We start from the raw sequence: 13940 nt of genomic DNA, 5'->3' as shown, positions 1-13940 counted from the left end.
GGGGCGCACCCAGCCCCACCAAATCGCCTACCCGGTCGCACCAAAGGTGCGCCTAGCTAGACCGGTACGCCTTCGGCGTGACGAGGCGGTCAGGCGATGGCCCGGCGCCTGCGGCTTCTTTCCGGGCCAAGTGCTATCTGCGCCTAACCCAAAACTTGCCCCGAGGCCCGCGCAAGGGTACAGGACAGAAAACACATTGCACCCAAGGACACTCCATGACCGCTTCCGCCGAATTCCAAGACCGCATGCTCTCTCTGGGCCTCGCCCGCGTATCCGAAGCCGCCGCGCTGGCCTCGGCCAAGCTGATCGGCAAGGGTGACGAGAAAGCCGCCGACCAAGCCGCCGTGAACGCCATGCGCGAGCAGCTTAACATGCTCGATATCGCGGGCGTCGTGGTCATCGGCGAAGGTGAGCGGGACGAGGCCCCGATGCTCTATATCGGCGAAGAGGTCGGCACCGGCAACGGCCCCGGCGTGGACATCGCGCTCGACCCGCTGGAAGGCACCACGCTGACCGCCAAGGACATGCCCAACGCGCTGACCGTGATCGCCATGGGCCCGCGCGGCTCCATGCTGCACGCGCCCGACACCTATATGGACAAGCTCGCCATCGGCCCGGGTTTTGAGACCGATGTCGTCACCCTCGACATGAGCCCCGGTGAACGTGTCGAAGCGCTGGCCCGCGCCAAGGGCTGCGCGGCGTCCGACATCACCGTTTGCATCCTCGAACGCCCCCGCCACGCCGACATGATCGCCGAGGTCCGCGCGACCGGTGCCGCCATCCGTCTGATCACCGATGGTGACGTGGCTGGCGTGATGCATTGCGCCGACCCTGAAACCGGCATCGACATGTATATGGGCCAAGGCGGCGCGCCCGAAGGCGTGCTGGCCGCCGCGGCACTGAAATGCATGGGCGGGCAGATGTATGGCCGCCTGCTGTTCCGCAACGAAGACGAAAAGGGCCGCGCCGCCACGGCCGGGATCACCGAATTCGACCGCGTCTATTCGCGCGACGAGATGGTCACCCAGGACGTGATCTTTGCCGCGACAGGCGTCACCGGGGGCAACATCCTGCCGGGCGTGAAACGCGAGCCGGGCTGGCTGACCACCGAGACGCTGATCATGCGCTCGCGCACCGGCTCGGTCCGTCGCATCAACTACCGCACCCCGGCGGAGTGAGGGCCAGACTGGCCCTCCCCACCCCCTTCCATAACGGCCAAATGAGGTCCGCATGAGCTTTCTCGGTGTCGAAACATCTTTGACCGGGCGGCGCTGGATCGGTCCTGACGTGGAACTGACCCGCGCGGCGGAACTGCTGGTGCAGCGCGCGGGCCTGCCCGATCCGGTGTGCCAAGTGCTGGCGCGCCGCGGCGTGGTCGATACCCAAGCGGCGGGCTTTCTGGCCCCCGCCCTGCGCGACCTGCTGCCCGATCCCCGATCCCTGCGCGATATGGAGGCGGCAGCGACGCGGTTTCTTTCGGCCCTGCAAAACCGCGAACGCATCGCGATTTTCGCGGACTATGACGTGGACGGCGGCTCTTCCGCCGCGCTGCTGCTGGTCTGGCTGCGCGACATGGGCCACCGTGCGACGCTCTATATCCCCGACCGTATCGACGAGGGCTATGGCCCCAATGACGAGGCGATGTCGGCCCTCGCCGCCCAGCATGACCTGATCGTCTGCGTTGACTGCGGCACGCTGTCCCATGGCCCCATCGCCGCTGCCAAGGGCGCGGATGTCATCGTGTTGGACCACCACCTTGGCGGCGAAACGCTGCCCGATGCGCTGGCCGTGGTGAACCCCAACAGACAGGACGAAGACGGCACGCTGGCGCATCTCTGCGCCGCTGCAGTCGTGTTCTTGATGCTCGTCGAAGTGGGGCGGCAATTGCGCGAAGCGGGGCGCAAGGGGCCGGATCTGATGACGATGCTCGATCTGGTGGCGCTGGCCACCGTCGCCGATGTGGCCCCACTTACAGGCGTCAACCGTGCTTTCGTGCGTCAGGGGCTCAAGGTCATGGCTCGGCGCGCGCGGCCCGGCCTTGCCGCCCTGTCGGATGTGGCGCGGATGGACACGGCCCCCACGGCCTATCACCTCGGATTTCTACTCGGCCCCCGCATCAACGCGGGCGGGCGCATTGGCCAAGCCGACCTTGGCGCACGGCTTTTGGCCACCGCCGACCCGCATGAGGCCGCCGCATTGGCCGAACGCCTCGACCAGCTCAACACCGACCGCCGCGAGGTTGAGGCCGCCGTGCGCGCCAGCGCCATGGCACAGGCCGAAGAGCGCGGCTTTGACGGGCCGCTGGCATGGGCTGCTGGCCCCGGCTGGCATCCCGGCGTGGTGGGCATCGTGGCCTCACGCCTGAAGGAAGCCGCCAACCGCCCCTCTATCGTTATCGGCGTCGAAGACGGCATCGGCAAAGGCTCAGGCCGCTCGATCAGCGGCATCGACCTCGGCGCGCCGATTCAGCGTCTGGCTGCCGAAGGGCTGCTGATCAAAGGCGGCGGGCACAAGATGGCCGCAGGCCTGACCGTGGCGGAAGACAAGATCGAAGCGGCAATGGCGCGCTTGGGCGAATTGCTCACCAAACAGGGCGCGCATTTGGCAGGCCCCGCCGACCTAAACCTTTGCGGCATGATGATGCCCGGCGCGGCCACCGTGGAACTGGCCGAGATGGTCGACCAAGCCGGCCCCTTCGGCGCCGGCGCCCCTGCCCCGCGCTATGCCTTTGCGGACATGCAAATCCGCTTTGCCAAACGCGTGGGCGAAAACCACCTGAAAGTGAGCTTTGGCGACGGGCTGGGCGCGAATCTCGAGGCGATTTCCTTTGGCGCTTACGACGGCCCCCTCGGCCCCGCGCTGGAAAACCACGGCGGCGCGCGTTTCCACCTCGCAGGCCGTCTCGACATTAACAATTTCCGCGGTCGGCGCACCGTTCAACTGCGTTTGGAGGACGCCGCGCGGGCCTGAAAACTTTTTCTGAAGAAACTTCATTTTTCCGCTTGCAGCCCCCCGCAGTATTACTTAAACGTCCGCTCACAGACAGAGCAGCACACACCAAACGCTGCACTGACCTGACAAAAGAGTGGCCCGTTCGTCTATCGGTTAGGACGCCAGGTTTTCAACCTGGAAAGAGGGGTTCGATTCCCCTACGGGCTGCCACTTTTATCCTCCAGAATTACAAGACAAGTCTCTAGAGGCAACAAAGAATCCCCTCGGAATCGCGCAACCGATCCGGGGTTTTGGCGTTTACCCACCTGCCCCCTGCGCCCAACTGTCGCCCATTTATCGCCTTGACATTATTGTGAGAATTGCGCGACGGGTGGTGGCTTGCGCCTAGATACCCTCGCTATCCGAAGGCGTACAGGCTTGGCGGCCGAGACCTGAGGCAGATGATCATCCGGAACTCCAGCGCCCCATAAGACCTTTTTTATCAACGACTTGGCATCCAATCGACGCCTGCGCACGTCCTCCCCTCCACCACTGAACGCCACACATCTGCACCCCCCGGCCTCCCATAACGTCCTCAACTCACTCCTAAATCTCCACCTGCCCGCCGCCCCGCGAAACAGTCTGTTTCTGAGAAAAAGGATCGAATAAGGCGAAAAGGTGGTAACAAATGATACATATCCTACCTGAACGTATAGGCCGGATAGGTCGTTGACACGGAGCGGTGCGAAGGCCCCGTGGCCGAAACGGTCCGAATGAATGCGATTGAACCCTGGGGGGTTTGGAATGAAGTACTTTGACGCACACAGCCATGCCTATGGCTCGATGGAAGTGATCGCCGGTCCGGTGCTGGGCCGTGCGCAGCCTGCCATGGCGGGGACTGCGGTGCTGCCCGCGCCGCGCGCGCTGGCGGCCCTTCGTCTGCGTCCGACCGGCCTTTATGGCCGCTACGCGAAACCGCTTCTCGACCGGCTGCTGATCCTCGCGTCCCTGCCCATCGCCCTGCCGATCATCGCGCTTTGCGCGCTGGCGCTGTGGATCGAAAGCGGTCAGCCCTTCTATACGCAAAAGCGCCTTGGCCGAGGCGGCAAAGGATTCTCCATCCTGAAGCTGCGCACAATGGTGCGCGATGCCGACGCGGTGCTGGAGAGCTACCTTGCCGCGAACCCCGCGATGCGGGCCGAATGGGACGAGATGCAAAAGCTCAAGGACGATCCCCGCATCACGCGGGTGGGCGCTTTCCTGCGGGCAACCTCGCTGGATGAGCTGCCGCAGCTGTGGAACGTGTTCAAAGGCGACATGAGCCTGATCGGCCCGCGCCCCATGATGCCCGACCAGCTTGAGATGTATGGCGATGCGAAAGCCTATTTCGCGCTGCGCCCTGGCATCACCGGGCTGTGGCAGGTCTCGGCCCGCAACAACAGCCGTTTCACCTATCGCAACGAGGTCGACGCCGCCTATCGCCGCAATCTGTCGCTGCCGATGGACCTGACCATTTTGCTGAAAACCGTCGGCGTCGTCTTGCGCCGAACCGGGTGCTGAGCAATGCTTGCCGCGCCCGGCAATAACGAGAAATCCAGCGCCTCATGTTCAAGAAATCGAAAGGGAAGACGATGAGAGACCTCTACGCATCCGATGCCCTCGGCGCGGACAACAGCGATGTTACGGCGCAGTTCGGCGGCCCGGGGATGCGCCACAGCATCCGCCCGCGCCGCACCGTGATCGACCATGAAGATGAGTTCGACGGCGATTTCTCCGAAGGCGACCTGACCTTTGAAGACAGCCTGCCCGCCGACCCTGCCGTTTCCCGCTACATCGGTGACGACCGCGCGCCGCGCTGGCAAGATTTGCCCATCGCCACCCCCGGCCCCGGCGGCGACATGCCGCTGGTCGACGATCATCGCAACAGCGCCGCCGCGCGGGCCTTTGACCTGCTGCGCACGCGCTTGCGTCAAACCACGTTAGAGCATCGCTGGGTCAATATCGCCATCACCGCCCCCACCTCGGGCTGCGGCAACAGCTTCTCGGCGACCAATCTGGCGCTGAGCCTGTCGCGGGTGCCGGGATCGCGCACCGTGTTGATGGACATGAACATGCGCAGCCCCGGTCTCGCCCGTGCCTTTGACATGCAGGCCCCCGGCGCGATGAGCGATCTGCTCAGTGGCCGTGCCGACCTCGGCAAGGGGATGCTGCGGGTAAGCGATACGCTTGCCCTCGGCCTGAACGACCGGGCCGAAGTGAACGCCGCCGAAATCTTGCAAGACAGCGCCACGGCGGAGACCCTGCTACGTCTGCGGGCATCGCTCCAGCCTGAAATCGTCCTTTACGACATGCCGCCGATGCTGGAGCACGACGATCTCTCGGCCTTCCTGCCGCAGTTGGACGGTGTTCTGCTGATCTCTGACGGCAGCCAGACCATGGCGCGCCATCTGCGTGAATGCGAACGCATGCTCGAAGGTCAGGTGCCGCTTTTGGGTATCGTGCTGAACCGCGCGCGGGCCTCCAGCCTGCCGAAATATGCCTGACACCCCCTGTCGCCGCCCCCGCTAGCGCCCTATTATCGCCCAAGTCTTCTGGTCTAGGCGGGGAAACTCCGCCGGGCAACGGTCGGGGGCTTTGGGCAGGTTGGAAAGAGGCACATGGGACCGATCTATACATTCGATGACTTCATCGACATGATCCGCCGCCGCGCGGGCGTGATCATCTTGATCACGCTTCTGGGCTGTATCGCCTCGGTCTATTGGGCGCTTGCGACGCCGCATGTCTACCAATCCTCCGAAGTCATCCAGATCGAGCAGCCCAAGATCGCCAATGATCTGGCCCCCTCTACGGTCGAAGGGTCTTCGGCGCGGCGTTTGCAATTGATCGAACAGCAGTTGATGGCACGCGGCACTTTGGTCGATATCATTCAACGCTTTGATCTTTATGACGATCTGACCGCATTGCGCATGTCCGAGAAAGTCGATCTGCTGCGCCGTTCAGTCACCATCACCGGCGTCGCCGCCCCGCGCGAAGGCTATGCGGATGACGGCACCATCTCGGTCATGACCTTCACCGCCGAGATGGACAACCCCGCCGATGCGCAGGCCGTGGCCCGCGAATTCGCCGACCGCACGCGCCAGATGTCCGCCGCCCGACGCCAGAGCCAGACCCAAGAAACCTTGGAGTTTTTCCAGCGCCAAGAGCAGAACCTGATCCGCGACATTTCGGAGCTTGAGGCCGAACTGGCCGATTACCGGGCCGAAAACGACCTGTCGCTCGAAGGCAGTCTTGAGTTTCGCCGCGGCGAGATCAGCAGCCTCAATGACGCCATTCTTGAACTTGACCGTGAAATCATCGCCACGCGGCTGGCGCGCGATCGGGTCAACCCCGATGCCCGCGCCGCCACCATCGCCCGCGAACAGGCCGAGTTGGATGCCACGCTCGAAAGCCTGACCACGCAGCGCGACCTGCTGCAAGAACAGCGCGAAACCCTGACCGCCAGCCTGCAGACCTCGCCCGAGGTTGAGCGGGAATTGGCCCGGTTCGAACGCCGTCTGACCCAGTTGCAAGACCAGTTGGAAGTGATCACCGCCCGCCGGAACGAGGCAGAGGTGGGCTTCTCGCTTGAATCCGATCAACGGGGTGAGAAACTGATCACGCTGGAGCAGGCCGAACTGCCGGATTACCCCGTATCGCTCAGCCGCAAGAAACGCGCGGCGGTGGGCGGGATGGCCAGCTTCGCGCTGGCGCTGATCGTGGCCTTCCTGCTGGAACTGCGCCGCCCGGTGATCCGCTCGGCCCGGCAGATGACGCGCGAGACCGGGTTGATCCCTGTCGTCTCGATCCCCGACCTCAGCCCGCGCGAAAAGCGCCGGACCTTGGGCAAGGTTTGGCAGGAGCGCTTGAAGGCCGGGAAAGAAGGCCGCGCCGCGCGGATGGCCCGCAAGCAAAAGAGCTGAACCGCTCAGACCGAGGCACTCAGCCCCAGAACCCGGTCCCAATGCAGCCAAAGCGCCAGCGCACCGAGCGCCAGCCCTAAGAGGGTAAAAAACAAGTCATGCCGCGCGTCCCAAACGCCATGCGCCCTTGCGAGCCAGATCAGCACCAGATGCGACAGCACCATTGCGGCCCCCAACCCGATCAGCGCCCCCGGCAAACCGGCGGTGACCACCCCCGCCAGCAGTAGCCCCACTTGCAGGCTGGCCCTTGAGGCCGAAGAGATGAAGAACCGCCGCGAATCCCCCGCGGCAAGGGCCGCTTGATCATAGGTCATCCCGATCACCTGCGGCATCAACGCCAGCGCCAGCATCACCAGAATCGCGCCGCTTTGCAGATAGCGCGGATCATAGAGGACCGAGACCAACCAAGGCCCCGCAAGCGCCATGACCACCAAAAGCGCCAGTAACCCGCCGCTTAGCCCATAGCGCATCCGCTTGAGCTTGGGATGGTCGCCGCCCCCCGCCTCTCGGTAGATTGGGATCATCACCCGCCCGGTGACATTCTGCCCCAGCAGCAGCGGAAAGCTCGCCAGAAAATAACCGATATTGTAAATGCCCAACCCTTCGAGCGAGAGGAACTTGCCCAAGATCGCCTTGTCGCCCTGACTGGCAAAGAACCAGAACATAGTCGACAGGAAGATCCATTTGCCGAAATGCACCAATTCGCGCACCGCCGGACGCTCCCAGCGAAAGCGGTTGCCCGGTCCCGGCAGAAAGGCATGGGTCAGCGCCAGCTTCGCCACGGCCCCCACCACGCCGCCGATCACCAACGCCGCCACCGATTGATAGAGCGCCGCGCCCAGAATCATCACCGCGATGCCGATCACCTGCGATGTCAGGTCCAGCAGCGTCAGCCGCCCCATTTGCAGATGCCGATGCGCCGTTTCGATCCGTGTCGGATTGAACCCAGCCACCACGAGGCTCAGCGCCGCGATGGGCAGATAGGTCAGCAGGAGCGGCTCGCCGTAAAACGCCGTCACTGGCCATGCCAATGCAGAGGCGGCCAGCCACAGACACGCCCCCCGGATCGCTTGGATTGTCCAAGCGGTGTTCAGAAAATCCGGATCATCGCCACGCTTGCTCTGCGCGATGGAGGGGGCGATGCCCACGTCTGAGAACAGCGTCAGCCCGACAATCACCACCTGTATCAGCGCCATCAGACCAAAGGCTTCGGGAAAGAGCAGCCGCGTCAGGATCAGGTTCGACGCCAGCCGGATCGCCTGCGAGCCGCCATAACCCAAAACGATCCAAGAGGTCGAGCGCAATGCCCGTGCCATCAGGCGATTGCCCGTTACCGCTTGGGAAAGCTTGGAAAACACCCGTTGCTGCGCCTCTGCCAGTTCTCTGCGAGAGCCTAAAGCCTTGCCCGCCCTTGTGCCAGTGGCAAGCGGGCGGGTAACAAGGTTTATCAGCCCCAAGCCAAGGCCGCACCGCCCGTGAAGATCGCCTATATCCTCAACACCTATCCGCAGCCCTCGCATTCCTTCATCCGGCGCGAGATCGCGGCTCTAGAGGCGGCGGGCCATGAGGTGGACCGTTTTGCCATGCGCAGCCCCGATGTCCCTTTGGTCGATCCGCAGGACATGGCCGAGGCGGCAGCGACCCACTATGTGCTGGCCGCCGGTGGCAGCGCCCTCGCCCGTGCCAGTCTGGGCATGATGCTGCGCGCGCCGCGGCGGTTCGGCCAAGCGCTGCGCGACGTCTGGCAGGCCGCCCGCCGGGCCGAGACGGGGCTGGCCCGCCATCTGATCTATCTGGCAGAGGCCTGTTATCTGCGCGCCCGGCTTGAGGGGAGCGACATCCAACATCTGCACGCCCATTTCGGCACCAACGCCGCGATGGTCGCGATGCTTTGCCACAGGCTGGGCGGGCCGCGCTATAGTTTCACCGCCCACGGGCCCGAGGAGTTCGACAGCCCGCGTGCCCTCTCGCTCGGCGCGAAAATCCACCACGCGGCCTTCGCCGTGGCGATCAGCCAGTTCGGGCGCAGCCAGCTGTGCCGTTGGGCCGACCCGGCGGATTGGCCGCGCATCAAGGTCGTGCATTGCGGCATCGAGCCCGCCAAATTTGCCGCCCCCGCCCCCCTGCCCGATGGCCCGCGCCGTCTCGTCTCCATCGGACGGTTTGTAGAGCAAAAAGGCCAGCTTGCCCTGATCGACGCCATGGCACGGCTGCGCGAGAGCCACCCCGATCTGCATCTCACCCTGATCGGCGACGGCCCCCTGCACGGCGCGATCGAGGCCAAGATCGCCCGCCACGGCCTGCAAGAGCGCGTCACCCTGACCGGCTGGGTCGATGAGGCCCGCGTGACGGCGGAACTCGGCACCGCCCATGCACTTGTGATGCCCAGCTTCGCCGAAGGTCTGCCCATGGTGGTGATGGAGGCGATGGCCGCCGCCCGCCCCGTGATCGCCACCTATATCGCGGGCACGCCGGAATTGGTGCAGCCGGGCGAGACCGGATGGCTGGTGCCCGCAGGCGATGCGGCGGCCTTGGCCGAGGCGATGGCCGCCCTGCACGACGCCCCCCTCCCCGCGTTAGAGGAAATGGGCACGAAAGCCCGCACGCGGGTCTTTGCACGCCATGATGTCGCCCGCGAGGCGGCGAAACTCGCCCAGCACATGCAAGAGGCCGCCCGCTAGCGCCCCCGCACCCAGCGGTTGGCGCTGCGCAAAACCGGCGCATGGATCGTAAGCCGCACGGCAACAAAGACCAGCGCGCCCAAGGGATCGGCCAGCGCCCGCCGCCAAAAGGGGCGCATCTGATCGTGGGGATCATCGTTGCGCATCAATTCGGGGAACAGCCGCGCCACCTCGGCCACGCCTGCATCTTGCCGCCGACGCACCCGTACCAGCGGCGCGAAACCTTCGATCATCGGCCAGTCATAGCGGGCGGGCACGGCGATACGCTCCTCGGGGCGAAAGTTCAGCCGCGCGAAAGTGTCGTCCGAGATGATATCGGGCCACGCCCCCCACCGCGCCCGCCCGGCGCGATTCATCGCAAAGACGCCAAAGCCCGGCACGCCATGGGTCATGAAACCGGTCGTCCGCCAGAACCGCGTGTAATGGCGCGTCACCCAATCGCCCGAGGTCGTCACCCGTGGCACCCCGCTGCCATAGCGCGGTGCGTCCCCCGCCAGCGCCTCTTGCAACTGGCTCAGCAAGAGCGGTGACACCAGCACATCGGCGTCGAGATAGACCAACACGCCCCCCCGTGCCGCCGCCTCGCCTGCGTTCCACGCGCCAAGCTTGCCACCTTGCGCCAGTTCCAGCACCTGCAACACCCAGCCCCGCGCCTCGAACGACGGGATCGCCGCACGGGCGCGTTCGGCGGTGTTGTCCGAACAGCCATTGGCCACGACGATCACCTCAACCGGCCCCGCCAGCGGCGCGGAAGCGCAGAGCGCATCAAGGCAAGCGGGCAACCAGTCGGCTTCATCATGGGCGGGGATCAGCACGCTCACCCCTTGGAACGCGCCATTGGTCACTTCCATGCGGTCAAAGCGTCCCACCGCGGATTGTCATCCGCCAGATAGCGCAGCGCCCCCCAAGAGCCCCATTTCGTCGGCGCATAGACATCGGAGTAATGGGTGAAAAGCTGCCCGCCCACGGCCAGCCAGCCCGCCATCAGATCGGTGTAAAGCGCGCCCATCTCGGGGGCGTAGTTCAGATGGTGGAAGAACGCGGTCAGCCCTTCGTCATTCACCTGCGCGCCGAGGCCGACCACATGGCTGCCGCCTTCGTACATCACCAGATCGAGGTCATGCGCCTGCGCCACGGCAGCGTGATGGGGCCAAACGCGGCCAATGAGATCGGCCAACGTGTCATTCTCCAAATCGCTGGTGCCCCCGTTGCGCAGGTCCTGCGCCGCAAGGGCTGTTGCCGCATCGAAGCGGTGGGCCGCGATATAATCGGCCAAAGCCGCGCCGCTCAGCCCCTGCGCCTCCCCCTCGGCGCGGGCCTTGGCAAGGCTATCGGCCAGCCAGCCGCTGACCAATTCGGCATTCTCCTCCAACCCCAGCACGCCGCCGAAATACCCGGTGATCGCATAGGCATCAAAGGCCGTGGCGGGGGGGCTGTTGCCCGTCTGCTCGGCCACGTAAAGCGGCGCGTCCAAGGCTTCGCGCTCAAGCCCCAGCCACCCCGTTTGGCTCGCGATCACATTGCGCAACCGCGCCTTGGCCTCACCGCCGAAGACATCCGTCCAGATGCGCGCCACTTCAGCGGCCCGCAGACCGTAGAACTGCATCCCCTTCTCGGCCTCATCCCAGCGGGCCTGCGCCATCTCATCGGCCCATTGGGTCTGGGCGAATTGCCAGTTCCACACCTCGTTCGAGAATTCCACATAGGCTTTGCGCTCGCCCTCCAACGCCTCTTCGACATAGGTCGCAAAGGCGGTCACATAGCCATCATCCGCCAGATGCGGCATGTTGAACCACGGATCGATCCCCAGCTCATTGGCCAATGCGACCATCTCCTCCACCGGGACGCCGCGCAGGGCATAGGTCACGTCCTCGGGGCGCGGACGGCCTTCCCAAGTGGCGATGGGGCTGTCGTTGGTGGCCATCCAATCCATGAAGCGCAGCACCTTCATTCCCGTCAGATGCCGCGTCCAATCAGGGTTGAAACGCGCCCCGGCGTCGTAATCGGCGACGCGGTCTTCGCGGACCACGGTGATCTCACGCGGCGGGTTGTTGCGGTGCATGCGCTGGATGCGAATGTCGACACTGCCCGGCCCCGGCGCATAGTCGAACCGCACCTCGTTCTTGCCATAGCGTACATTCTCGGCCCGGCCCGTGACCTCGATCACGCCCTGCCCTTCGAAGCGCAGCAGATAGCGGCCCTTGAGCGTCGTCGCCTGTGCCGGCATGTCGGTGAGGATCAGCGTGCCGATGCTGCCAAGTTCGCGCGGCATCTTCACCGGCCAGCCCTCGGCATCGAGATAGCCGCCTTGGACCAGCTGCGCATATTCCATCCCGCCAAAACGCCCGGCCACATGGCCAAGCCACGGGCGGGCGGTTTTCATCAAGTCGAGGAAAGGCGCTTGCACGCTCCAATCCGCGATGGCGGCAAGGCCGATGCCCATGTCGCGGGTGCCCGCAACGGCCTCTTCCGGGGCCGTAATTTCAAATGGCGTTGGCGGATCGAGGGGCTTCGCGGTCTTGGGCGCATCGCTGACCGGGGTCTGCGCAGGCGGGCCGGTCGGGGCAATCGGCGCGGTCTGCGCGTTGTCCTCGGCGACGGGCCGCGTCGCGGGGGGCGCCGGCATCACAGCACCGCCCTGATAGTCCTGCACCGCCTCCCAGGCCACAAGTTGCAACGCCCGCGCAAGATCGGCGTCCGGCGTGTCGAAAGCCTTGCCCCAGCGATCGTTAAAATCCGTCGGCAGCCCCAGCGGGTCTTTGCCCGTCAGCGTGGCATATTGCACCATGGCGACGAAGTAGTGGCCGAGGTCGTTCAGATGGATGTCATCCGCGAAGAGCGCGTCGATCCCGGTCAGCCCGGGGAAGTTTTCGGAAGCGATTTCATCATAGAGCCGGGCCATCGCTTGCCCGGCTGGGATCACCTCGATCGTCGCGTTCTCCGAACTGCGCACCGCCGATGCGATCCCCTCCCACGCGGGCAGATCGCTCTCCAACCTCTCGCGCCACGGGATATGGGCGTGATCGTCATAGGCCACCGCCTCCCCACTGCCGCTTTTCAGCGAATGCCATGTCTCTTGCAGATAGACTTTCACTTCCGGATTGGCCGCCGCCGCAAGATCAAAGAAAGCCTGAGCATAGACCTCGGTATCCGACCAGCGGGTGTGATTGGCCAGCGGGATCGCTTCGGTCAGGATGAGATGGGTGATGTCCCCTTCGGGCAGCAGCGCGCGGGCATCCACGCCCTCAGCCCGATCCGATTCATCCCAATTGTAGCGCAGGGGCGCGCCGTTGATGATCTGCGCGCGCACTTCGCCTTGGCCCACCCCGGCGCGCAGCGCCTCTTGCAGCATATCCGGCCCGTCGGCCCCAAAAAGACTGTGGCCTACCATCAGGACCGAGAACAGCCCGCCCAGACCGCTCATGCCGCGACCCCGCTGTCGGGATGGGCGCGGACCACGTCCCAGACCACCCGCTGCATCAGCCGCGCGGCCTCCGCGCTTGGCGCCTGCGCCGGGGTGCCGTCGGCGCGCAGCAGTTCGTGCGGCAGCCCTGCCGGGTCGCGGTGATAGAGGGTCGCGTAATGGGTCAGCGCCACGAGGTAAGCCCCCTGATCGTTAAAGTGGATCGTATCGGGGCGGCCATTCTCATCGCGCGAAAAGAGGTCATGCAGGCTGATGATACCGCCCACCCCACCGGCGGCATCGACCGCGCGGACAAAGGCCGCCATGACCTGCCCTGCGGGGATCAGATGAATGGGCACCTCCGATTGCTGCAAGGCGGGGTAGATCACCTGCCGCCGCCAGTATTTATCCAAGTCCCGGTCGATGCGCTTCAGCCAGCCGTGGCCGTCATCCGTGTGGTGCCACGTCTCATAGAGGTAGACGCGAGTGTCGGGCCGGGCGGCATGGGCCAGCCGCGCCCAATGGGCAAGGTAGTCGGGGCTGTCGTGATAGCGGATGGCATCGGCAATTTCCACCATCTCGGTCAGCACCACCGCGTCGTAATCGCCCGAGCCGATAACCGCCCGGGCGGGCCGGTGCTGCGCGTGATCGTTGGACCGCTCGAACCCGTTCACAGGCACATCCGGCTCCCAATGGTCGCGCAGCGAACTGCCCCACCCGGTCTGGCTGTGATAGCTATGCCCCGCCCCTGCCATTTGCGCCAACATCGCGGGCATGTCGCGGCCCACCAGAGAATGCCCCAGATGATAGACCTGCAGCGGTCCCGAAGGCGCGCTCAGCGGCGTGGCATAGAGTTCCTCCGCCCGGTCCTGCAACTGCGCCCGGCGAAAGACCCAAGACCCGCCGCCGAGGCTGGCAAGCGCGGCGCCCCCCAGAAAGAGACGGCGTGAGAGTGCGACCATGAGA

Annotated in this window: 10 protein-coding genes and 1 tRNA gene; 7 read left to right on the top strand and 4 right to left on the bottom strand. The window is 65.1% G+C overall.

The genetic code is table 11. The annotated features are described in order from the left end of the window. Window positions 1-215 precede the first annotated feature (215 nt). The 6 genes from glpX (at window position 216) to ACGYLX_RS02615 (ending at window position 6890) form a co-directional block, all read left to right on the top strand. A complete protein-coding gene (glpX, locus tag ACGYLX_RS02640; protein ID WP_394447218.1) occupies window positions 216-1178 on the top strand; it encodes a class II fructose-bisphosphatase in 963 nt (320 codons plus the stop codon). A 52-nt stretch (window positions 1179-1230) separates the two neighbouring features. After that, a complete protein-coding gene (gene recJ, locus ACGYLX_RS02635) occupies window positions 1231-2970 on the top strand; it encodes a single-stranded-DNA-specific exonuclease RecJ (RefSeq protein WP_394447216.1) in 1740 nt (579 codons plus the stop codon). Between the two features lie 117 nt (window positions 2971-3087). Next, window positions 3088-3162 (top strand) — tRNA-Glu (locus ACGYLX_RS02630). Window positions 3163-3774: 612 nt separating this feature from the next. Further along, window positions 3775-4491 (top strand): sugar transferase, encoded by a 717-nt coding sequence (locus tag ACGYLX_RS02625; RefSeq protein WP_394410453.1) that lies wholly within the window; start codon window positions 3775-3777, stop codon window positions 4489-4491. 71 nt (window positions 4492-4562) lie between these two features. Beyond that, complete coding sequence (locus tag ACGYLX_RS02620; RefSeq protein ID WP_394447214.1) at window positions 4563-5474, top strand: CpsD/CapB family tyrosine-protein kinase; 912 nt, start codon at window positions 4563-4565, stop codon at window positions 5472-5474. A gap of 114 nt (window positions 5475-5588) precedes the next feature. Further along, window positions 5589-6890, top strand: a complete 1302-nt coding sequence (locus ACGYLX_RS02615; RefSeq protein WP_394447212.1) for a GumC family protein — start codon at window positions 5589-5591, stop codon at window positions 6888-6890. A 5-nt stretch (window positions 6891-6895) separates the two neighbouring features. Here ACGYLX_RS02615 and ACGYLX_RS02610 read toward each other — a convergent pair whose 3' ends face one another. Next, on the bottom strand, window positions 6896-8206 hold the full coding sequence (locus tag ACGYLX_RS02610; RefSeq protein ID WP_394447210.1) for an oligosaccharide flippase family protein: 1311 nt from the start codon (window positions 8204-8206) through the stop codon (window positions 6896-6898). A gap of 159 nt (window positions 8207-8365) precedes the next feature. Here ACGYLX_RS02610 and ACGYLX_RS02605 point away from each other — a divergent pair, with 159 nt between their 5' ends. Continuing rightward, complete coding sequence (locus ACGYLX_RS02605) at window positions 8366-9571, top strand: glycosyltransferase (RefSeq protein WP_394447208.1); 1206 nt, start codon at window positions 8366-8368, stop codon at window positions 9569-9571. Here the strand turns inward: ACGYLX_RS02605 and ACGYLX_RS02600 are convergent. The 3 genes from ACGYLX_RS02600 to ACGYLX_RS02590 are packed head-to-tail and all read right to left on the bottom strand — an operon-like array spanning window position 9568 to window position 13936. Next, window positions 9568-10422, bottom strand: coding sequence for a glycosyltransferase family 2 protein (locus ACGYLX_RS02600; RefSeq protein WP_394448077.1), 855 nt, complete (start codon window positions 10420-10422; stop codon window positions 9568-9570). The genes ACGYLX_RS02605 and ACGYLX_RS02600 overlap by 4 nt on opposite strands. Then, a complete protein-coding gene (locus ACGYLX_RS02595) occupies window positions 10413-12995 on the bottom strand; it encodes a hypothetical protein (protein ID WP_394447206.1) in 2583 nt (860 codons plus the stop codon). The genes ACGYLX_RS02600 and ACGYLX_RS02595 overlap by 10 nt, the downstream gene beginning before the upstream one ends. Continuing rightward, entirely contained in the window at window positions 12992-13936 is a 945-nt protein-coding gene (locus tag ACGYLX_RS02590) for a hypothetical protein (protein ID WP_394447205.1), read from the bottom strand. The genes ACGYLX_RS02595 and ACGYLX_RS02590 overlap by 4 nt, the downstream gene beginning before the upstream one ends. Window positions 13937-13940: the final 4 nt, after the last annotated feature.

The sequence above is a fragment of the Sulfitobacter sp. 1A13496 genome (assembly GCF_043557225.1).
Classification (GTDB): Bacteria; Pseudomonadota; Alphaproteobacteria; order Rhodobacterales; family Rhodobacteraceae; genus Sulfitobacter; species Sulfitobacter faviae.
The sequence above is the reverse complement of the archived record's forward strand: the minus strand, read 5'-3'. Positions and strand labels throughout refer to the sequence as shown.